We start from the raw sequence: 20866 nt of genomic DNA, 5'->3' as shown, positions 1-20866 counted from the left end.
TTGGAGAATTTCTTTCTACTGCTGCGGGTGGTCATCTCGCTGGCGGCAGTTCTTGGGCTCTTGTTCTACCTGCGCAAGCGCCTCCTGCATCGCTTTGGCTCGGCAACCGCCAGCCAGGTCACCATCGTCGAACGCCACGGGATCGGACCCAAGTCCACCGTGGTGCTCCTCGACGTGCAAGGACGGCGATACCTGTTGGGCGTCGGCGAATCCTCGATCAATGTGCTGGACAGCTTCGAGGCGCCCGAGCCGCCGGTTGCCGTCGCCGCATCCGGCGCCTTCGAGGACGCTTCCGCAGCCCGGCGTTCGCAGTCCTTTGCGCTGAGCCTGCAGAAGATCGCGGGTTCGCCGACCGCCGGGGCCGGGCGGCCCGATGTGGCGGATCCGGCGGCGACCGACGACGGAACGCGCCACGCCCCGCCCGCCGGCACGGCATCGGGACCGCTGGCCGGTTCGGTGCTGTCGCCGGATACCTGGCGCCAGGCCTGGGTCGCACTGAAAACGGGGCGGTCGGCATGAGCAACGCGACCTTGAAGACATTCCGCACGGCAACTTTCCAGATGGCGAACCCTGGCATGCGGCGCGCGTTCGCGGTGGTCCTGGCTGCGCTTGCCCTGGGCCTGCTGTTCACCGTGCTGGCCGCGGGCGCGGCCTGGGCGGCGCCCGTGGAGCCTGCCCCGGGGACCGGCGGCGGCGTTTCGGTGGAGATCAACGGGCCCAACGGCACGCCGAGCTCCGCGATCGTCACGCTCATCGCCATCACGCTGCTGTCGGTGGCCCCGGCCCTGCTGCTGATGATGAGCTCGTTCACCAAGATCTTCGTGGTGCTGGCGATGACGCGCAACGCGCTGGCGCTGCCGACGATCCCGCCGAACCAGGTGCTCGCCGGGCTGGCCCTGTTCCTCTCGCTGTTCATCATGTCCCCGGTGCTCACCCAGATGAACGACCTGGGCGTGCAGCCCTACCTGGCCGGGACCATCGACTTCCAGAAGGCCCTCGAGGTCGGGGTGAAGCCGCTGCAGGACTTCATGCTGCTGCACACCCGCGAGGCCGACATCGCGCTGATGACCCGCGCCGCGGACCTGCCCAACCCGGCCACTCCGGCGGACGTGCCGCTGACGACGCTGATCCCGGCGTTCATGATCTCCGAGCTGCGCGCCGCGTTCATCATCGGCTTCGTGATCTTCGTGCCGTTCCTGGTCATCGACCTGGTGGTCTCCTCCGCCCTGATGTCCATGGGCATGATGATGCTCCCGCCGGTGATGATTTCGCTGCCGTTCAAGATCCTGCTCTTCGTGCTGGTCGACGGCTGGGGCTTGATCATCACCGCGCTCATCGGCAGCTACAAGATTGCCGGTGGCTGACGTGGACCCGAACGCGGTACTGGACATAGGGCTCTCCGGCCTGGTGGTCGCGGCCAAGCTCTCGGCCCCGGTGCTGGTCACCTCGCTGGTGGTCGGCTTCGCGATCTCGCTCTTCCAGTCGATGACGCAGATCCAGGAAGTCACGCTCTCCTTCGTGCCCAAGGCCGTGGCGGTGGCGATCGCCCTGCTGGTCTGCGGGCACTGGATGATCTCCGAAATGGTGCTCTTCACGCACGAACTCTTCGACAAGATTCCGGCCCTGCTGAGGGGCAGCTGAGATGCAGGCGGTGCTGCCGCTGGAGTCCCTCGAGGCGATGCTCCTGGCGGCGGTGCGGATGACTGCGTTCATCGTCATCGCCCCGCCCTTTTCCCACAACGCCATCCCGGGGCGCATCAAGGCGACCCTCGCGGTGGGCCTGGCGCTGGCCGTGACCCCGCGGCTCAGCACCGGCTACCGGCCGCAGGAGACCGGGCCGTTCCTGGCCGCGGTGGTCCTGGAACTGGTGACCGGGGCGGCCCTCGGCTTCCTGGTGATGCTGCTTTTCGCCGCGGTGCAGAGCGCCGGCGGGCTGATCGACCTCTTTGGCGGCTTCGCCATGGCGCAGGGCTTCGACCCGCAGTCCATGGTCAACGGGGCCCAGTTCTCCCGCTACTTCCACTGGGCCGCGCTGGCCCTGCTGGTTTCCTCCGACGGCTACCAGCTGGTGCTCGCCGGGCTGTTCCGCTCCTTCGACGCGATCCCGCTGGGCGGCGGGATCGGCCTGGACGCGGTGGCCGGGAACCTGGCGCACGGCGTCGGGCAGATGTTCGTCTCGGCGATCCAGATCGCCGGCCCGCTGCTGGTGGTGCTGGTGCTCGCCGACATCGGCCTGGGCCTGCTCACCCGCGCGGCCCCCGCGCTGAACGCCTTTGCCATGGGCTTCCCGCTGAAGATCTTCCTCACGCTCTCGCTGGCCGGGACCGTGTTCGTGCTGCTGCCCTCGGTGGTTTCGGCGCTGGTGCGCTCTGCCCTGAAGGCGCTCGGCGGGGTGTTGGGCGCATGAGCCAGGACTCCGGGGAGCGCAGCGAAAAGGCCACTCCCGAGCGCATGAAGGAGGTGCGGTCCAAGGGCAAGATGACCCGCTCGCAGGACCTCACCGCCTGGCTGGGCATTGCCGCGGCCGCGCTGATGATCCCGGGGCTGGCGACCCTGGCCGAGGAGGCCGGGCGCGGCCAGTTCGTCGCGATCCGGGCCGTCATCGCCAATCCGCAGGAGCAGGCGGCGGTGGACGTGCTGGGGCTGGGTTTCTCCTCGTTGTCGACGACGCTGGCGCCGATGTTCATCGCCGTGCTGGTGGTCATCCTGGCCACCGCGGCACTGCAGGGTGGCATCAGGTTCAAGAAGTTCAAGGTCGACCCGTCGAACCTGAACCTGGTCAGCGGCTTCACGCGGGTGTTCGGGTTCCAGGCGCTCTGGCAGGGCATCAAGGCGCTGCTCAAGGTCGTGGTGATCGGCCTGGTGCTGTGGAGCGTGGTTTCCTCGCTGATGCCGCTGCTCCTGCAGTCCGGCTCGCTGCCGATCGCCTCGCTGCTGGGCGCCGGGGCCGGTGGCGCCGCCGCGCTGATCCGCGCCTCGGTGATCGCCGGGCTGGTGCTGGCGGCCCTGGACGTCTTTGTGGTGATGCGCCGGAACCGGAAGCACACCCGGATGACCCGCAAGGAGGTCACCGACGAGAACAAGCGCTCCGACGGCGACCCGCTGATCAAGTCCCAGCGCCGCTCCCGCCAGATGGCCATGAGCCGCAACCGCATGATGGCCGGTATCGCGGACGCCAACGTGGTGATCGTGAACCCCGTCCACGTGGCCGTGGCCCTGAAGTACGAGCCGGGCAAGTCCGCGCCCAAGCTGGTGGCCAAGGGCGCCGGCAACATCGCCACGCGCATCCGCGAGGAGGCGGCCACCCACAAGGTGCCGATGGTCAAGGACGTGCCGCTGGCCCGGAACCTGCACGCGGTGTGCGAGATCGGGGACGAGATCCCGCCGGACACCTACAACGAGGTGGCCCGGGTGCTCGCGTTCGTGATGACGCTGAAGTCCCGCGGAACCGCCGGCGGCGTGCACACGGTGCCCGGGCCCACGCCGCCGCAGCCCCCGCCGCCCGGTCCCGAACCCACAGCCCCCGCCAACGCCGCCGACCCCCGCCCCGCCCCTAAGGAACAAACCCCATGAAATTTGCGAGTTTCTCCAAGATCGCCGTCCCGCTGGGCGTGGTGGGCATCATCATGCTCCTGGTGGTTCCGATCCCCGCAGCGCTGCTCGACGGGCTGATCGCCGTGTCCATCCTGCTGGCCCTGGTGATCCTGCTGACCACCATGTTCGCCAAGCGGCCGCTGGACTTCTCCGTCTTCCCGTCGCTGCTGCTGGTGGCCACGCTGCTGCGCCTGGGCCTGAACGTCGCCTCCACCCGCCTGGTGCTGGGCAACGGCTACGCCGGCGAGGTGATCGCCGCGTTCGGCCACATCGCCGTGGGCGGGTCGCTGATCATCGGCTGCGTTATCTTCCTGATCCTGGTCGTCATCCAGTTCGTGGTGGTCACCAAGGGCGCCGAGCGTGTCGCCGAGGTCGGCGCGCGCTTCACCCTTGACGCCATGCCGGGCAAGCAGATGGCGATCGACGCCGACCTGAACGCGGGCCTGATCACCGACTCGCAGGCGCGCGAGCGCCGCGCCGAGGTCGCCGCGGAGGCCGACTTCTACGGCGCGATGGACGGCGCGTCCAAGTTCGTCAAGGGCGATGCGATCGCCGGCGTCATCATCATCATCATCAACCTGGTCGGCGGCATCGCGATCGGCATGGTGCAGCGCGGCATGGGCGTCGGCGAGGCGCTGAACACCTACGCGCTGCTGACCATCGGCGACGGGCTCGCCACGCAGATCCCGGCCCTGCTGATGGCCGTGTCCACCGGCATGATCGTCACCCGCTCCAACGCGTCCGACGACATGGGCTCCACGGCCTCGGCCCAGCTGGCGCAGTCACGCACCGCGCTGCTGATCGCCGGTGCCGCAGCGATCGCCCTGGCGCTGGTGCCGGGCATGCCCAAGCTGCCGTTCGTGCTGATCGGCTGCCTGCTGATTTTTGCCGCCCAGCGCATCAAGGCGCAGAAGGCCAAGGACGCATCGCTGGCGGCCGTGCAGGCGCAAAACGAGGCCGCCGTGCCGCAGAAGGAAACCACCGAGGACCTGATCGAGAAGATGCGGGTGCACGCCCTGGAGATCCAGCTGGCCCCGGACCTGGTGGACGTCGTCAACGGGGGAGGCGACGACCTGCTGGCCCGCGTCCGCGCCCTGCGCCGCCGCGTGGCCATGGAACTGGGCCTGGTGCTGCCCCCGGTGCGCACCCGCGACTCGGTGGACCTGCCGCCGGCCACCTACGTGATCCGGATCGCCGGGGTGGAGGCCGGGCGCGGCACGGCCCCGCGCGGCAAGATCCTGGCCCTGGGCGACCACCTGGACGCGCTGCCCGGCGCGTCCGTGGTGGAGCCGGTCTTCGGGCTGGCCGGCAAGTGGGTCCCCGCCGAGCTGCGGCACAACGCGGAGATGGCAGGGGCCACCACGATCGACCGGGTCTCGGTGATCGTCACCCACCTGTCCTCGATCGTGCACACCCATGCTCCGCGCCTGCTCACCCGCGAGGACGTGCGGGTGCTCACCGACTCGGTGCGGGACGTCAACCCCTCGGCCGTGGAGGAGCTGGTGCCCGCGCTGCTGTCCCTGGCCGAGGTGCAGCGCGTGCTGCAGGGCCTGCTGCTGGAGGGCGTGCCGATCAACGACCTGCAGCGCATCTACGAATCCCTGTCCCTGCGGGCCAAGGCCAGCACCGACCCTGAGGGCCTGATCGAGGCCGCCCGCGGCGCGCTGGGGCCCGCGATCGCCGCGACCCACCTGGAGGGCAACACGCTGCGCGTGATCATGATCGACCCGGCGCTCGAGCAGGGCATGCTGGAGGGCCTGCGCCCCTCGGAACTGGGCAGCCAGATCATGCTCGACGCCCACCGGCTGGAGGCCGTGCTGGCCTCGGTGAAGGACATCGTCGGGCAGCTGGAAAACAGCGGGCTCTCCGCCGTGCTGGTCTGCGCGCCGGCGTTGCGCCCCGCGGTTCGCCGGCTGGTCGGCGGGCAGGGCGGCGGCCTTGCCGTGCTGTCCTACCAGGAGGCCACCGTAGGCGGGGCCGACATCGAGACCGTGGGGGTGGTGCGCGGTGCCGACGCAATATCGGCTTGAGGCCGAGAACCTCGAGCAGCTCAGGGAGCGCATCGAGCGCGAGTTCGGGCCCACCGCCCGGATCGCCTCGGCCGAACGCGTGAGCCAGGGCGGCATCGGGAAGTTCATGGCCCGGCGCTACATCGAGGCGATCATCGAGATGCCCGACGACGACCCTGCGGTTCCGCCGGCCCCGGCGGTGCTGCGGCGCGCGGCGAAGCGGGCCGCGGAGCTTCGGAGCACGGCAGCTACGGCACCGGCAGTGAAGAAGGTCGCCCCGGTGCCGGTGCCGGTGCCGGTGCCAGTGCCGGATTCGGGATCCGGGATGAGCGCGTTGCTTGAACGCGCCGATGCGCAGGAGGAACTGCTTGCAACACCGAGCGGAGGCCGCCTGCGCCCGGCGTCCGGGGGCGCCTCCGTGTCCCCGGGCGGGGCCGGAAGCAGCAAGGGCCGCGTCGGGGAGTTCACGCGTTTGCTCGACGGGGAAAGCTTCGCCTTCGAGCCGCCCACGGGCGCCCGCGCCGCTGCCGGTGCCGGGCCCCTGGGTGCTTCGCCGGCCCCACGCACGTCGGGGCCGGCGTCCGCGCGCGTGGAACCCGCAGCCGTTGCGTCGGGCACGGATTCTTCCGGCACCTTTGCGTCGAGCAGGGTTCCGTCCGGTGCAACTCCGTCGCAGGTTCCTTCCCGCCACGAGATCCTGCCCTCGCCGTTGGACGGCCCGGGGGACCTCGTGGCCGTCGTCGGCCTGTGGGGCGACGGCGTCATTGCTGGCGCGCAGCTCGGTGACGAGTCGGCCATGCGGCGACCGGCCGGGGAGCTTGCCGGGAAGTTCGATGCCGATGCGGCAAAGCACCAGACCATCACCGACCGGCGCGGCGTCCTCAAGGCGCGCGCGGCGGCAGTCGAGGCACAGCTGCCGCTCGTCGTCTCCCTGGCGATGAATCCGCTGCAGCCGCTTCGGGACCAGCTGGAATTGCTGGAGATCCTGGGCCCGGACCAGCTGTGGCTCGCCGTGGACGCGGGCCGCAAGAGCGAGGACACCGAGGCATGGGTCAAACACGTCTCCGCACGCCATCGGGTCTACGCGGTGGTCGCGCTGCACTGCAACGAGACGCTCAGCCCGGAATCCGTGCTGGACTTGGGTTTCCCCGTCTTCGACGTCACCGCCCCGACGCCCTAGACGTCCCGGGTCAACGGCGTGTTTGGGCTATGCTTGACCGGTGCTGGTACTTACCCGGAAAGTCGGAGAAAAGGTCCTGATCGGCGAGGACATCGTGGTGACGGTCCTCGACGTACGCGGGGATTCGATCAAGATCGGATTCGACGCGCCCCGGGGCATCAAGATCCAGCGGGCCGAGATGGTTGCCGCGGTGACCGAGGTCAACCGCGAGGCCGCCGCAGCCGTCGACGAGGCCGCCGAGGCGCGCCTGCGCGCACTGTTTGCCGCCGCGCCCAAGCCGACCCGGCCTACTGCGCCGAGCGCGTAAAAGACCCCAAAATTAGCACTCGCCTTGACCGAGTGCTAATGCTTGCCTAGAGTCATTGGTGGCACTCGTTGATTCAACGGATGCCGTAAAGCCTGAGGTAATTCGCCAGCTGGCACCGCGACGACGGTTGGTATCGCCCCAACGGCCCGTAAACCATTGGTAACTCACGCAAAGGAGAGACGATGTCCGTCTCCATTAAGCCTCTCGAGGACCGCATTGTCGTCCAGCCGCTCGAAGCAGAAACCACCACTGCTTCCGGACTGGTCATCCCGGATTCCGCCAAGGAAAAGCCGCAGGAGGGCAAGGTCGTAGCAGTAGGACCGGGCCGCGTCGATGACAACGGCAACCGCGTTCCAGTAGACGTAGCCGAAGGCGATGTCGTTATCTACTCCAAGTACGGCGGAACCGAAGTCAAGGTCGGCGGTGCAGAGTACCTGGTGCTCTCGGCACGCGACGTCCTGGCCATCGTCGTAAAGTAGTTTTTCCTCGTAAAGCCCCGGCCCCTGGCCGGGGCTTTACGTAGCTTATAAGGAGTAACGCATGGCAAAGCAGCTAGCTTTTAACGAAGAGGCGCGACGCGCCCTCGAAGCGGGCATCGACAAGCTCGCAAACACCGTCAAGGTGACCCTCGGTCCCCGCGGTCGCAACGTTGTCCTGGCCAAGGCCTGGGGCGCGCCGACCATCACCAACGATGGCGTGACCATCGCACGTGAGATCGAACTTGAAGATGCCTACGAAAACCTTGGCGCGCAGCTGGCCAAGGAAGTGGCAACCAAGACCAACGACGTTGCCGGCGACGGCACCACCACCGCAACCGTGCTGGCACAGGCACTGGTCAAGGAAGGCCTGCGCAACGTCGCTGCCGGAGCCGACCCGCTGTCCCTGAAGCGCGGCATCGAAGTTGCCGTCGAGGCAGTTGTTGCCCGCCTGGCCGAGAACTCCGTTCCGGTCGAGGGCAAGCAGGTTGCCAACGTTGCGGCCATCTCCGCACAGAGCGAAGAAATCGGCGAGTTGCTGGCCCAGGCCTTCGACACCGTGGGCACCGACGGCGTCATCACGATCGAAGAGTCCTCGACGACCGCCACCGAGCTGGTAGTCACCGAGGGCATGCAGTTCGACAAGGGCTACCTGTCCCCGCAGTTCGTCACCGATCACGATCGCCAGGAAGCCGTCCTTGAGGATGCGCTGATCCTGGTCAACTCCGGCAAGATCTCCACCGTGGCAGAATTCCTGCCGCTGCTGGAAAAGGTGCTGGCCGCAGGCAAGCCGCTGTTCATCGTTGCCGAGGACATCGAGGGCGAAGCCCTCTCCACCCTCGTCGTGAACAAGATCCGCGGCACGCTGAACGTCGTGGCAGTCAAGGCACCGGGCTTCGGCGACCGCCGCAAGGCCATGTTGCAGGACATTGCCATCATCACCGGCGCGCAGGTTGTCTCCCCGGACCTGGGCCTGTCCCTGGACACCGTGGGCCTCGAGGTACTGGGTTCGGCTCGCCGCATCACCATCACCAAGGATTCGACCACCATCGTTGACGGTGCCGGTACCGAGGAAGATGTTGCAGACCGCGTGTCGCAGCTCAAGGCCGAACTGACCCGCACCGATTCCGAGTGGGATCGCGAAAAGCTCTCCGAGCGCCTGGCCAAGCTGGCCGGCGGCATCGGCGTGATCAAGGTCGGCGCAGCCACCGAGGTCGAGCTGAAGGAACGCAAGCACCGCATCGAAGATGCAGTGTCCTCCACCCGCGCGGCCCTTGAAGAGGGAATCGTTGCAGGCGGCGGCACCGCATTGGTCGACGCCCTTGCAGTGCTGGACACCGACGCCTCGGTGCTCGCCCTGACCGGCGACGCAGTTGCAGGTGTCGGCATCGTGCGCCGCGCCCTGGTCCAGCCGTTGCGCTGGATCGCCCAGAACGCGGGCTTCGACGGCTACGTGGTGATCTCCAAGGTCGCCGAGTCGGGCCCCAACGAGGGCTTCAACGCCCTGACCGGCGAGTACGAGAACCTGATCAACGCCGGTGTCATCGACCCGGTCAAGGTCACCCGTTCGGCGCTGCGCAACGCGGCATCGATCGCGGCCCTGGTGCTGACCACGGAAACCCTGGTTGCCGAAAAGCCGGCCGAGGACGACGATTCGCACGCAGGACACAAGCACTAGCACGTAGCCGATACGTGTCAGCGGCATGAATGCCGCCGGCGCCCGGATCCCCGCCAACGGCGGGAGCCCGGGATGCCGGCGGCATTTTGCGTCTGTCCGCGGCGTCGGCAGGGACCGGCCCACGCTGATGGCAAATCGGCGTTTGCTATCGTTGAAAACCCAGGTCCACCGTTCCGGGCCTGCCTGAAGCAACCAACTCCCCAGGATGTACCCCCTGCTTTCCTTATCTCCTGCTGCGCCGGGCACGCCGGTGCGGCCAGCGCCGAGTCCCGCCAGGGCCTCCGCCGCGTTCCGGCCCGAACTCCAGGGCCTGCGCGCGTTGGCAGTCGTCTTGGTGATGGCCTACCACGTCTGGTTCGGCCGGGTTTCCGGCGGCGTGGACGTGTTCCTGATGCTTTCCGCCTTCTTCCTCACGGGCGCCTTCGTCAGAAGGGTCGAGGCCGGCAGGCCACTGGCGCTGGTCTCGTACTGGCTCAATGTCTTCCGGCGGCTGCTTCCGGCCGCTGTCGTGGTCCTGTTGGCGGTCATTGCGGCCAGCATGGCACTGCTGCCCAAGGCGCGGTGGAGTTCCATCATGGAGCAAATCACCGCCAGCCTGTTCTACCAGCAGAACTGGCAACTGGCCCGGGACTCCGTCGACTACTACGCAACCGACCATGCCACGGCAAGCCCGCTCCAACACTTCTGGTCACTTTCCATCCAGGGGCAGATCTTCATCCTCTGGCCCCTGGTCATGGCCGGGGGCCTGCTGCTGTGGAAGACGTTGCGGGCCCGCTTCCCGGCGTTGGGCTACCGCGCGGTCATGGGTGCGCTGTTCTCCGCGGTCTTCGCCGTCTCGCTGGCCTACTCGATCGGCACGACTGCCAGCCGCCAGGAATGGGCGTACTTCGACACCGGGGCACGGCTCTGGGAGTTCGCACTCGGGTCCCTCGTTGCCATTGCGCTTCCGCTGCTGGAAAGGATTCCCCGCTGGGTGGGCGTGCCGATGGGCTGGGGTGGCCTGGCAGCGATCCTCGCCTGCGGCATGGTGCTGCAGGTCGAACAGCAGTTCCCCGGCTACCTTGCACTGTGGCCGACGATGGCCGCCGCCGCGGTCATCCTGGCCCCCGCCAGCCCGTGGGGAGTGCAGCGGCTGCTGGCGTTGCCGGCGCTCGGCTGGCTGGGCAACGTTTCCTACGCACTGTACCTGTGGCACTGGCCGGTCATGGTTTTCTTCCTGGTCGAGTCCGGAAGCCAGGACATTTCCCTGGGGGCGGGACTCGGGCTCATGCTCCTCTCGCTGCTGTTGGCCTGGGGCACCACACGCCTCGTCGAATCGCCCCTGCGTTCCTGGCAGTGGCTCTCGGCCAAGCGCCGGCGGGCCGGACTGGGCATAGCCGTGCTCGTTGCCGTCGTGCTCGTTCCGCTCAATGGCTGGGAACACCAGGTCAGCGCGGAGGAAAGCCGAGCCGCGGCGCAGGTGCCCTATGACAACCCTGGGGCCGCGGCCCTGAAGCCCGGATCCGCCCCGGCCCCCGATCCGCAGGCAGTCATGATCCCGCTGACCAGCAAACTCGATGAACAGTGGTCGAACTTCGGGGAAGACTGCGCGGGGGAGTGGGCGCCGGAGGACGACGTCATCGAGTATTGCCAGCAGGGCGGAGTCCCGGACGCCGAGAAGACCATCCTGCTGGTGGGCGATTCGCACGCCCAGCACTGGAGCGGCGCCGTCGACGTCATGGCGCAAAAGCATGGCTGGCGCTGGATCCTGCTGACCAAGCCCTCATGCCGGTTCGGCGGCCCCTCGGTGACCCGCGGCGAGGAATGCGGCGCATTCAACCAGGCCGCATCCGACTACGTGCTTGGGCGCAAGCCCGACGCCGTCATCACGGTCGGGACGTTCACGGCGCTTGGCCCCGACGCGGAAGGCCGCACCCCGGGGGAACAAGAGCACGTGGTGCCCGACTACGAGGCCGGCATCCGGCCCTTCCTCGACGCCGGGATACCGGTGGTTGGCCTGCGCGACACCCCGCGTTTCGTCCTCTCCCCGCCCGAATGCGTGGACCGGTTCGGGGCGGAATCGGAGAAGTGCTCGGCACCCGAGTCCGAGTTGATGGCCGAGTCCTCCCCGCTGGATGCGCTGGCCGCCGGAGGAACCCTGGGGGAGAACTTCTCGACCATGGACCTGACGGATCTGCTCTGCCCCGAGGGCACCTGCCGCCCGGCGATCGGCAACGTCTTGGTCTACATGGACCAGTCGCATCTCACCGGCGTGTACGCGCGCAGCACCGGCCCGGAGTTCGAGCGGCGCTTCCTCGCCGCCATGGACCCGAACGACTAGAAAAATCGGAGGTCATGGCCGACTTGTGACGTGTTGATGCTTCCGTGGGCCCGGCCGGGTACCTATGCTGGGCCAATGACGCCCCGAGGTTCCCCGGGACGGGCAGAAACCGAAGTGGAGACGCGCCATGTACCTCGACGAACTAGACACGCCACAAGTCCGACCCGAACCGGAACTGCAGCCGGGCTGCAACAGGCGCGGATTCCTCACTGCCGCCTTGGTCGGCGGCGCGCTCAGCCTCCCGCTGACGGGCATTGCGGCTCCGGCGAGCGCGGCCGTGGTCCAAGGACGGATGTACACGGTCGACAAGCGCAGTACCAAACTCGACACCAAGTACCCACGCGCCGAGTTCCGCGGGATGTGGGTGGCCAGCGTGCTGAACGTCGACTGGCCCTCCAAATCCGGCCTTCCGGTCGCAACGCAGAAGGCGGAGCTGCGCGCGCTCCTGGACCTGGCGGTGAAGCGCCGGCTCAATACGGTGCTGTTGCAGGTGCGCCCGACGGCCGACAGGATGTGGGCCTCGACCCTGGGCGAGCCGTGGTCGAAGTACCTCACCGGCACCCAGGGCAAGGACCCCGGATACGACCCGCTGGCCTATGCGGTGGCGGAAGCGCACAAGCGGGCGTTGAGCCTGCATGCCTGGATCAACCCGTACCGGGTCTCCATGGGCACTTCCCTGAACTCGCTGGTCGCGACACACCCGGCGCGGAAGAATCCGTCGTGGACCTTTGCCTACGGCGGCAAGCGCTACTACAACCCGGGGATCCCGGCCGTCCGCAACTACATCATCTCGGTCATCAAGGACCTGGTGAAGCGCTACGACGTGGACGGCATCCATTTCGACGACTACTTCTACCCCTACCCGGCGTCGGGGACGAGCATCCCGGATGCCGCTACCTACAAGACATACAAGGGGTCGTTCACCTCGGTGGCCGCCTGGCGGCGCAACAACGTCAACGTGTTCGTCCGGGACGTGCACAAGGCCATCCATGCGACCAAGCCCCGCGTCGTCTTCGGGATCTCGCCCTTTGGCATCTGGCGCAACAAGTCCTCCAGCTCCCTGGGCTCGGCAACCTCGGGGTTCGAGGCCTACACGTCGCTGTATGCGGATTCGCGGGCCTGGGTGAAGAACAACTGGGTCGACTACATGCTGCCCCAGCTTTACTGGAACCAGGGATTCGCGATCGCGGACTACAACGTCCTGGTGGATTGGTGGGCCAAGCAGGTTGCCGGGACCCCGGTGAAGCTCATGATCGGGGAAGCCAGCTACCGGGTTGGCGCCGGCGGAGCCTGGAACGACAAGAACGAACTGAGCGACCACCTGACCAAGACCCGGTCGGTGCCGGCGGTGCGCGGCCAGGCGTTCTACAACGCCACTTCGGTGCGCGCGAACTCCCTGAACGCCATGGGCACCCTCGCCGCAGCCCATTACGCCCGCCCGGCCTTGCCGTTGGCCTTGCCGAACCTGCAGGCAACGCGCCCGAAGACCCCGACGATCACCACCGCGGTCCGCACGGCATCCGGGGTGAAGCTCAGCTGGAAATCCTCGGGCTCGGGGGAGAGGATCCGCTACATCGCCATCTGGAGGTGGGAATCCACAGCCTCGACGTTGCCCAACATCCAGGCCACCGGCAGAAACCTGCGCAAGGTGGTTGCCCGCACGGCAACGGCCCAGAGCTGGACTGATACCGGGGTGGTGCGCGGCAAACTCTATTGTTATGTGATCCAAGCCATCAGCCAGACGGGGATGGATTCCGCCAAAGCCAGCGCCATCTTCGTCAAGGCCTGACCGGGCGACCTTGGGTAACCTGTAAGGGTCATCTTCCGTTGCCTGTGCAACCACTGCCCACAGAATCCAGAAGGACCCGTTCTTGGCCAAGCCGACGATGACCCGCGCGCAGCGCAAGGAAAGCGCCGAACTCCGCGAGGCACGGCGCTCCGCCGAACGGCTGCGCCGGCAGAAGGCTTCCCGCAGGAAGCGGGTCCGGCGGACCATGGGCGGCCGCATTGTTCTGCGGGTGCATTCCTGGTCTCGCGGCGCTCGCCGGGGGATCGTTGCTGCCTTTGTCGTGCTGGCAGCGGCAACGACCTGGTGGGCCGCCGATGACTCGGCCACCCACACGGCCTCGGAAACCCTGCTCGTGCGGACGATCCCGGCGCGCGAAGTACAGGTGGTCAAGCGCGGTTCCGACTGGTTCGCTCCCAAGAATGGTCCATGGGTCGACGTCGACATTGACGGGACGCCCGTTCGACTGAAACACGGGATGTTCAACGCCCGCGACCTTACGGTGGGAAACAACGTCACGGTTGTCGTGGATCCAAAGGACCGAAACCATGCTGTTGCCGTGGGTGAGCCCGGAGACTGGGACGACGCCACGAGCGACTGGATTGGTACGGCGGTCGCCGCCGGAGTGGCAGCGGCATTTTTCTCCTCGATGATCGCGGCGTTTTTCCTCGGACCCGAGATCGAAGCATGGGAAGAAAAGCGTCGCACGGCGCAGTGCAAAAAAACTGCTGCCGTATCGCAAGAAGCTTGCCGTCAATGACTGGATCCGACTCCGTGGCATCAAGCCACCACGACAAGGGCGGGTGCTGAAGATCGGTAGACACAGCGGAGAAGCGTTCCGTCCCGACAACAACAGCTCTGGCCCTTTTGGACGTGCACTTCTGGCGTTCCTGGCTTGGTGGTACGAACACCCGTTCGAACCGCTCGGGGATTTCTTTTCAGGTGCCGCAGACAGGATGGGGGGGATCAGGCGTTCGCGGCGCTGGCTCATCTGCGGGGCGTTGGGAGTCCTCACCCTCGTCGTCAGCGGCCTGGTTGTCGCAGCGACGGCGGGAGGCAACAAACGGGATTTCGCCATCGTCACCACCCAAGTCACCGACGAAGGCGTTCTCGTCGATGAAGACTATGCGGCCTGCCGGATGGAGATCGACCTGCACGGGCAGCGCGTGGGCGCGGAAACCTCGTGCAAGACCAGCTCTTCATTCCCGGCGGGAACGATGGTCTCCGTGGTCCGGGACCCGGAATACCCCGAACGATTACTGGTGGTTTCTCCCGGTCAGGACTGGCATGAGGCAACCTCGGAGGACATCTGGGTCGGTGCCATAGTCGGCGTGGTGATTTCGCTTCTGGTTTTTTGGCTGGGCCACCACATATTGCTGCATCCCGACAGGCCCGAGTCACCGCTGGACCAAAAGCCCGAAAGCAGGGCGGCAGGCCCGTGGGATGGCCACTCGACCCACGGAGTGTCCGCGGCGCTGGATCGCTTCGGGGAATCCTGGGAATCCAGGAAGGAGGCAGCGGGCAAGGGCCGGATCAACTTCGTCGACATGGACATACGCATCCGCGGAACGGTTCTCGGCGCGCTGGTCATCGCCGTGACAGGGGTGGTCATCGTCCTGGGAACCGGTTGGAATGAGGAACTGGCATACGACCGGGTGCTGGTCAGGACCCAACCCGTCGTGGACACTACGTTGCTCGATTTAGGCGGCAAGGGCATGAACCCGGTGGTTCGCTTCGGTACGGAGGCCGTTGAACTGGACCACGGGTTGCGCTGGGAACTGTTCCGCAACATTGGGGAGACAATCCCCGTGGTCGAAGACCCGGACTGGCCCGATCGGCTGATCCCCGTCGAGTTCGCCGATTCCCGGGGCTTCTGGGCAATCCTGTGGGACAACGCGCCGATGATCATGGGTTGGATTGCCGTTGTCGGATTCCTCGGGTGGATGTTCATTCCCCGGGAGCTTGCCGCTGCGGGGGAGGCGTTCGACGATTTATTGCGCAGGGGACGGCCCAGACCCCGCCACTGATGGCGACCTGCTGTTCCGTACGGGCACGTCATAAACCGCTTTCGGACACGCCGGTGTGTCGGTGGGAAACGTTGTGTTCGCCACACCTGCACCAAAGGGAATGTCGCCAACCCCGGAACCGTTCTAGGATGTAATCAATCCCCGCACCGGCGTGAAAGGTCCACCGTGACTGAGTTCAACCCCTTTGCCTTTGAAGGCCTCACCTACGACGATGTCTTGCTGCTTCCTGGCCCGACGGATGTGATTCCTTCCGAGGCGGATACGACCACGCGCCTGACCAAGCGAATCAACATCAACATTCCGTTGATTTCCGCGGCAATGGACACCGTCACCGAAGCCCCGATGGCCATCGCACTGGCCCGCCAGGGCGGCATCGGCATCATCCACCGCAACCTGTCCATCGAGGACCAGGTCAAGCACGTGGACCAGGTCAAGCGCAGCGAGTCGGGCATGATCACCGACCCGGTCACCGTGAACCCGGGTGCAACCCTCGCCGAGTGGGACGACCTGTGCGCCCACTACCGCGTTTCCGGCCTGCCGGTTGTCGATGAGAACCGCAAGCTGCTGGGCATCATCACCAACCGCGACACCCGCTTCGTGCCGCGCGAAAGCTACATGACCACCAAGGTCTACGAAGTGATGACCGCCATGCCGTTGATCACCGCCAATGTGGGCGTCAGCCGCGAGGAAGTCATCGCGCTGCTGGGCAAGCACCGCATCGAGAAGCTTCCGCTTGTCGACGGCAACGACGTGCTGCAGGGCCTGATCACGGTCAAGGACTTCGACAAGGCCGAGCAGTACCCGCTGGCCACCAAGGACGAAGACGGCCGCCTGCGCGTCGGCGCGGCCGTCGGCTTCTTCGGCGAGGGCTACGACCGCGCCATGGCACTGATCGATGCCGGCGTCGACGTGCTGGTCGTCGACACCGCCAACGGACACTCCCAGGGCGTGCTGGACATGATCGCCCGCCTGAAGAAGGACCCGGCGGCTGCACACGTTGACGTCATCGGCGGCCAGGCCGCAACCCGCGAGGGTGCACAGGCATTGATCGACGCAGGCGCCGACGCCATCAAGGTAGGCGTGGGCCCGGGCTCCATCTGCACCACCCGCATCGTCGCCGGCGTTGGCGTACCACAGGTCACCGCGATCTACGAGGCAGCCAAGGCAGCCATCCCGGCCGGCGTGCCGGTCATCGCCGACGGCGGCCTGCAGCACTCGGGCGACATCGGAAAGGCCCTGGTTGCGGGCGCCAACTCCGTCATGCTCGGCTCGCTGCTCGCCGGCACCGCCGAATCCCCGGGCGACCTGGTCTTCATGAACGGCAAGCAGTTCAAGGCCTACCGCGGCATGGGTTCGCTGGGCGCCATGGAAACCCGCGGCAAGAACACCTCCTACTCCAAGGACCGCTATTTCCAGTCGGACGTTCCGTCCAACGAGAAGCTCATCCCCGAGGGCATCGAAGGCCAGGTCCCGTACCGCGGCCCGCTGTCCGCAGTGGCACACCAGCTGGTCGGCGGCCTGCGCCAGACCATGTTCTACGTGGGTGGCCACAACATCGAAGAGCTGAAGAACCGCGGCAAGTTCGTTCGCATCACGGCCGCAGGCCTGAAGGAATCGCACCCGCACGACATCATGATGACCGTCGAGGCCCCGAACTACCGTTCGCGCTAAGACTCAGCCGTCAACAAAGGCCCCGTTTCTTCCCTTTCCGGGGGAGAAACGGGGCCTTTGGCCGTTTCCGGGCCGTGGGGAGGCCCCTTGCACGTCGGCCTGGATGCGGCCGCCCTGCCCGTCTCGGTGGTTTGGGTCAGCGCGACCGGTGACTGCATGCATGCCAAGGCCTATCATGGGGTCAACTGACGGGTTGACGTCGCCGTGCTTCCACGGGAACCGGGCCCGCCTGTCCAAGGAGTTGGCGATGAGCGACACCGAACAATCCATCAGTCGTTACACCACCGGGGACCTGCGCGAACGGCTCCACGCCGCGCTGAGGAGTTCCGGGATGGAACCGGCGGTACTGCAGCCGGCCGATCTGGGGGAAGCGGACCACTTCCACAGCGGAGGCAAGGCCGCCACCCTGGATGTCGCCCAGGCCGTGGGCATCGGGCTTGGCACCCGGGTGCTGGACGTGGGCAGCGGAATCGGCGGTCCCGCCAGGGCCTTCGCGACGCTCGGCGCCGTGGTGACGGGGGTCGATGTCACCAACGAGTTCGTGGTCCTGGCCCGGGAGCTGAACGCTGCGTGCGGCATGGCCGGCTCCATCACCATGGTCCAGGCGCCCGCACAGGACACGGGGCTTCCCAGCGGCAGCTTCGACGCGGCGACCATGATCCATGTCGGCATGAACATCGCCGACAAGGGCGCGGTGTTCGCCGAGGTACACCGGCTGCTGCGGCCCGGGGGAGTGTTCGGTATCTACGACCTCATGGGAACCAACAACCTCGATTACCCGATGCCCTGGGCCGACGCCGCGCAAAGTTCGTACGTGGAATCGGACGATGTCTACCGAAACCAGCTGCGCACGGCGGGGTTCATCGTCACGGAGGACAACGACCGCAGCGCACTGGCGCTGAAACTCATGGCCGAACAGGGCGCCGCCCAAGGCGGGAACCCGATGCCGCTCGGTGCCCCGATCCTGCTGGGCAGCGATCCCGCGGGCCGGATCGGCAACGCGGTCAAGGCCATGAAGTCCGGGGCGATTGCGCCCCGGCTGCTTGTCGCCGTGCGGCCGGTCTAGGGCCCGTCGCCCTGGCCGAGCCCCGCCCAACCCCGCCCAACCGCGGCCGGCAGCGCTGGCGCACGGCACCCCTGCCTGGTAGCGGGCCCGGGCGGAAACCTGCGGACAAGCATGATTTGAGGCGCCCACGTAGAATGTTTCAGTGGCGCTGCCCCCTGGCGTGCGGGAAAAACCCGCGCCCCGCGCACGCAAGAAGGACAACACCATGGCTCAGCCAAAAAACCTGAAGAAGCTCACCCGCGACCGCATGGACCGCACGGGTGAAAGCTACACCACAGCCCGCAAGCACATCCTCTCCGCCAAGCCCGGACGCATGGTCAACGCTGTCGAGGCCGCCGAGGCGGCCGCCGCGGCCGAGGAAGCCGAGCTTCCCGAGTACCCGGCCCCGGAAAACGTCACCCAGTACGACGCGGCCCTCTGGCACCGCGTGCTCACCCAGGCGGGGGTCACCCACCCGCTGACCAAAGAGCCGCTCTCCGAGGCGCTGCTGGCCGGCCTGGCCGGCGGCATCGGCTTCATGGCCTTCACCTTCCAATACGAGACGGTGACCACGGCAACGGTCGTCACCCGCGCCCACCCGGAGCCGTACACCGCAAACCTGCTGGCCCGCTGCGGAGTCAAGGCCAACGAGCGCACCACCGGCAGCGCCCGCCTGGCCGCCGACTACCTGGATGCCGGGCTGGACGCCGGACGCGCCGTCGTGGTGCGCGCCTCAGTCGCGGCGCTGCCCTGGATCGACGGCGACGCAGTCGAGGAATCGGACTCGATCGACCTGGTCGTCGTCGGCGAACACGGCGACGACCTGCTGGTCGATGACGGATCCGGCTCGCTGACCCCGATTTCGCCCGAGGACCTGGCCATCGCCCGCGCCAAGCGCAAGAAGGACAAACACTGGCAGGCCTGGATCCCCACCAGCGCCGGCCCGTCCGCCGAGCTGCTCGCCGCCAACGTGCGCGAGGCCATCGCACAGACCACCGGGCGCCTGCTGGGCACCCGCGAGCTGGAGGGAATCCCCGCGCACTTCTCCAAGAACTTCGGCGTCGCCGGCATGAACAACTGGGCCGACCGCCTGCGCGACACCGACACCAAGAAGGGCTGGACGCGGATCTTCGAGGACCCCGAGCGCCTCGAATCCGGCCTGAACCAGGTTCTCGGCTTCCTCACCGACACCCGCTTCGGCGGCGTGGGCGGCCTGCGCGGCCAGTACGCGGATTTCCTCACCGAGGCATCCACCCTGCCGGGCCTCGAGGCACTTGCCGCCCACGCGCCCGACTACGCGCACCTTGCCCAGGACTGGATCGTCTTCACCGACCTGATCGACCCGGACATCGACCCGGAGAAGCGTTCGGAGCACTTCGCCACGTTGGCCGACCAGCTCGAGGTCATCGCCCAGGCCGAGGAGACCGCCGCCACCGCGCTGGCGCAGACCCTGGCGGAGCTGGCATAGCGGGCTGTTGATGTGGGCTGCGGCGGGGGAGCCGTGTCATGACGAGAACCCGGAACCCCCGCCGCCCACCCGTACTGGTAGGCTGGTTCGGTGACTTATGAGATTGAAATCGGCCGCTCCAAGCGCGCAGCCCAGGCTTACTCCCTTGACGATGTGGCGATTGTTCCCAACCGTCGCACCCGTGACCCGCACGATGTCTCGGTGAAGTGGCAGATCGACGCCTACGCGTTCGAGACCCCCATCATCGGCGCACCCATGGACTCGGTCATGTCCCCGGCCACCGCCATTGCCCTGGGCAAGCTCGGCGGCCTCGGCGTGCTGAACCTCGAGGGCCTCTGGACCCGCTACGAGGATCCGACCAAGGTGCTCGAGGAAATCGCCGCGCTGGAATCGGCCGGCACCCACGGCCACTTCGACCCGGCCATCACCCGCCGCCTGCAGGAACTGTACTCGGCACCGATCCTGCCCGAGCTGATCACCGCACGCCTCGCGGAAATCCGCGACGCCGGTGTGACGGTTGCCGGATCGCTGACCCCGCAGCGCACCCAGGAACACTACAAGACCGTCGTCGCCGCCGGCGTTGACATCTTCGTTATCCGCGGCACCACGGTCTCGGCCGAGCACGTGTCCAAGAACCACGAGCCGCTGAACCTCAAGCAGTTCATCTACGAGCTCGACGTCCCGGTCATCGTGGGCGGCGCGGCCGGCTACACCCCGGCCCTGCACCTGATGCGCACCGGCGCTGCCGGTGTGCTGGTCGGCTTCGGCGGCGGCGCTTCCGGCACCACCCGCCGCGCGCTGGGCATCCACGCGCCGATGGCCACCGCGATCTCCAACGTCGCCGCGGCCCGCCGCGACTACCTGGACGAGTCCGGCGGACGCTACGTGCACGTGATCGCCGACGGCGGCCTGGGCACCAGCGGCGACATCGTCAAGGCCATCGCCATGGGCGCCGACGCCGTGATGCTGGGCACCGCCCTGGCCCGCGCCGAGGAAGCACCGGGCGCCGGCTGGCACTGGGGCATGGAGGCCACCCACGAGAACAACCCCCGCGGGGACCGGGTCAACGTCGGCACCGTCGCGCCGCTGGAGCAGTTGCTCTTCGGCCCGTCGCACCACACCAACGGAACCTCCAACCTGGTCGGCGCGCTGCGCCGCTCGATGGCCACCACCGGCTACTCGGACCTGAAGGAATTCCAGCGCGTCGACGTCGTCGTTTCACCCTACGAAGCCGACTAACGCAGGACCCTGCAACACCGGCAGGAAACACCGCCGATCAACATCGTCGAAGGCGACCGTGCAACA

18 protein-coding genes are annotated in these 20866 nt (G+C 67.3%); all 18 read left to right on the top strand.

The features are described from left to right. The 18 genes from ACIQLF_RS12255 to ACIQLF_RS12170 all read left to right on the top strand — a co-directional run bounded on the left by ACIQLF_RS12255 (position 1) and on the right by ACIQLF_RS12170 (position 20800). Positions 1–519: a FliO/MopB family protein gene (locus ACIQLF_RS12255; RefSeq protein WP_400298621.1), complete on the top strand. Its 519-nt coding sequence runs from the start codon at positions 1–3 to the stop codon at positions 517–519. Then, a complete protein-coding gene (fliP, locus tag ACIQLF_RS12250; protein ID WP_400298619.1) occupies positions 516–1364 on the top strand; it encodes a flagellar type III secretion system pore protein FliP in 849 nt (282 codons plus the stop codon). Before ACIQLF_RS12255 ends, fliP begins: the two co-directional genes overlap by 4 nt. 1 nt (position 1365) lies before the next feature. Next, on the top strand, positions 1366–1641 hold the full coding sequence (gene fliQ / locus ACIQLF_RS12245) for a flagellar biosynthesis protein FliQ (RefSeq protein WP_400299183.1): 276 nt from the start codon (positions 1366–1368) through the stop codon (positions 1639–1641). Between the two features lies 1 nt (position 1642). Continuing rightward, positions 1643–2407, top strand: a complete 765-nt coding sequence (locus tag ACIQLF_RS12240; protein ID WP_400298616.1) for a flagellar biosynthetic protein FliR — start codon at positions 1643–1645, stop codon at positions 2405–2407. After that, positions 2404–3573 (top strand): flagellar biosynthesis protein FlhB, encoded by a 1170-nt coding sequence (locus ACIQLF_RS12235; RefSeq protein WP_400298613.1) that lies wholly within the window; start codon positions 2404–2406, stop codon positions 3571–3573. Before ACIQLF_RS12240 ends, ACIQLF_RS12235 begins: the two co-directional genes overlap by 4 nt. Then, on the top strand, positions 3570–5624 hold the full coding sequence (locus ACIQLF_RS12230) for a flagellar biosynthesis protein FlhA (RefSeq protein ID WP_400298611.1): 2055 nt from the start codon (positions 3570–3572) through the stop codon (positions 5622–5624). The genes ACIQLF_RS12235 and ACIQLF_RS12230 overlap by 4 nt, the downstream gene beginning before the upstream one ends. Beyond that, positions 5602–6783: a hypothetical protein gene (locus ACIQLF_RS12225; protein ID WP_400298608.1), complete on the top strand. Its 1182-nt coding sequence runs from the start codon at positions 5602–5604 to the stop codon at positions 6781–6783. The genes ACIQLF_RS12230 and ACIQLF_RS12225 overlap by 23 nt, the downstream gene beginning before the upstream one ends. A 40-nt stretch (positions 6784–6823) precedes the next feature. Next, positions 6824–7090 (top strand): carbon storage regulator CsrA, encoded by a 267-nt coding sequence (gene csrA, locus ACIQLF_RS12220; RefSeq protein ID WP_400298605.1) that lies wholly within the window; start codon positions 6824–6826, stop codon positions 7088–7090. Positions 7091–7272: 182 nt separating this feature from the next. Beyond that, a complete protein-coding gene (gene groES / locus ACIQLF_RS12215) occupies positions 7273–7569 on the top strand; it encodes a co-chaperone GroES (protein WP_071213005.1) in 297 nt (98 codons plus the stop codon). Positions 7570–7630: 61 nt separating this feature from the next. Then, a complete protein-coding gene (gene groL / locus ACIQLF_RS12210) occupies positions 7631–9244 on the top strand; it encodes a chaperonin GroEL (protein WP_400298602.1) in 1614 nt (537 codons plus the stop codon). 205 nt (positions 9245–9449) lie between these two features. Then, positions 9450–11564, top strand: coding sequence for an acyltransferase family protein (locus tag ACIQLF_RS12205; protein WP_400298599.1), 2115 nt, complete (start codon positions 9450–9452; stop codon positions 11562–11564). A gap of 127 nt (positions 11565–11691) precedes the next feature. After that, positions 11692–13353 carry a glycoside hydrolase family 10 protein gene (locus ACIQLF_RS12200; protein WP_400298596.1) on the top strand — a complete coding sequence of 554 codons (1662 nt, stop codon included), beginning with the start codon at positions 11692–11694 and terminating at the stop codon, positions 13351–13353. A gap of 82 nt (positions 13354–13435) precedes the next feature. Further along, positions 13436–14110, top strand: a complete 675-nt coding sequence (locus ACIQLF_RS12195; RefSeq protein WP_400298594.1) for a hypothetical protein — start codon at positions 13436–13438, stop codon at positions 14108–14110. Between the two features lie 196 nt (positions 14111–14306). Continuing rightward, on the top strand, positions 14307–15377 hold the full coding sequence (locus ACIQLF_RS12190; protein ID WP_400298591.1) for a hypothetical protein: 1071 nt from the start codon (positions 14307–14309) through the stop codon (positions 15375–15377). A gap of 165 nt (positions 15378–15542) precedes the next feature. Then, positions 15543–17048, top strand: coding sequence for an IMP dehydrogenase (guaB, locus tag ACIQLF_RS12185; protein WP_400298590.1), 1506 nt, complete (start codon positions 15543–15545; stop codon positions 17046–17048). A gap of 247 nt (positions 17049–17295) precedes the next feature. Further along, the gene (locus tag ACIQLF_RS12180; protein WP_400298585.1) at positions 17296–18114 is read left to right on the top strand and encodes a class I SAM-dependent methyltransferase; all 819 of its coding nucleotides are present in this window, start codon (positions 17296–17298) and stop codon (positions 18112–18114) included. A gap of 205 nt (positions 18115–18319) precedes the next feature. Further along, positions 18320–19561 carry a DUF4872 domain-containing protein gene (locus ACIQLF_RS12175; RefSeq protein WP_400298582.1) on the top strand — a complete coding sequence of 414 codons (1242 nt, stop codon included), beginning with the start codon at positions 18320–18322 and terminating at the stop codon, positions 19559–19561. 90 nt (positions 19562–19651) lie between these two features. Then, positions 19652–20800 (top strand): GuaB3 family IMP dehydrogenase-related protein, encoded by a 1149-nt coding sequence (locus tag ACIQLF_RS12170; protein WP_400298579.1) that lies wholly within the window; start codon positions 19652–19654, stop codon positions 20798–20800. Positions 20801–20866: the final 66 nt, after the last annotated feature.

It is taken from the genome of Paeniglutamicibacter sp. NPDC091659, from assembly GCF_044756805.1.
In the GTDB taxonomy this organism is placed as follows: Bacteria; Actinomycetota; Actinomycetes; order Actinomycetales; family Micrococcaceae; genus Paeniglutamicibacter.
This window is presented reverse-complemented; position numbering and strand designations above follow the sequence as displayed.

What these genes read in the sequence shown, in the direction of transcription:
- ACIQLF_RS12230 (WP_400298611.1), top strand. Translation starts at nt 3,570, where the DNA reads ATGAAATTTGCGAGTTTCTCCAAGATCGCCGTCCCGCTGGGCGTGGTG.
- ACIQLF_RS12235 (WP_400298613.1), top strand. Translation starts at nt 2,404, where the DNA reads ATGAGCCAGGACTCCGGGGAGCGCAGCGAAAAGGCCACTCCCGAGCGC.
- ACIQLF_RS12205 (WP_400298599.1), top strand. Translation starts at nt 9,450, where the DNA reads ATGTACCCCCTGCTTTCCTTATCTCCTGCTGCGCCGGGCACGCCGGTG.
- ACIQLF_RS12180 (WP_400298585.1), top strand. Translation starts at nt 17,296, where the DNA reads ATGAGCGACACCGAACAATCCATCAGTCGTTACACCACCGGGGACCTG.
- ACIQLF_RS12190 (WP_400298591.1), top strand. Translation starts at nt 14,307, where the DNA reads ATGGGGGGGATCAGGCGTTCGCGGCGCTGGCTCATCTGCGGGGCGTTG.
- ACIQLF_RS12175 (WP_400298582.1), top strand. Translation starts at nt 18,320, where the DNA reads ATGGCTCAGCCAAAAAACCTGAAGAAGCTCACCCGCGACCGCATGGAC.
- groES (WP_071213005.1), top strand. Translation starts at nt 7,273, where the DNA reads ATGTCCGTCTCCATTAAGCCTCTCGAGGACCGCATTGTCGTCCAGCCG.
- groL (WP_400298602.1), top strand. Translation starts at nt 7,631, where the DNA reads ATGGCAAAGCAGCTAGCTTTTAACGAAGAGGCGCGACGCGCCCTCGAA.
- fliP (WP_400298619.1), top strand. Translation starts at nt 516, where the DNA reads ATGAGCAACGCGACCTTGAAGACATTCCGCACGGCAACTTTCCAGATG.
- ACIQLF_RS12200 (WP_400298596.1), top strand. Translation starts at nt 11,692, where the DNA reads ATGTACCTCGACGAACTAGACACGCCACAAGTCCGACCCGAACCGGAA.
- ACIQLF_RS12240 (WP_400298616.1), top strand. Translation starts at nt 1,643, where the DNA reads ATGCAGGCGGTGCTGCCGCTGGAGTCCCTCGAGGCGATGCTCCTGGCG.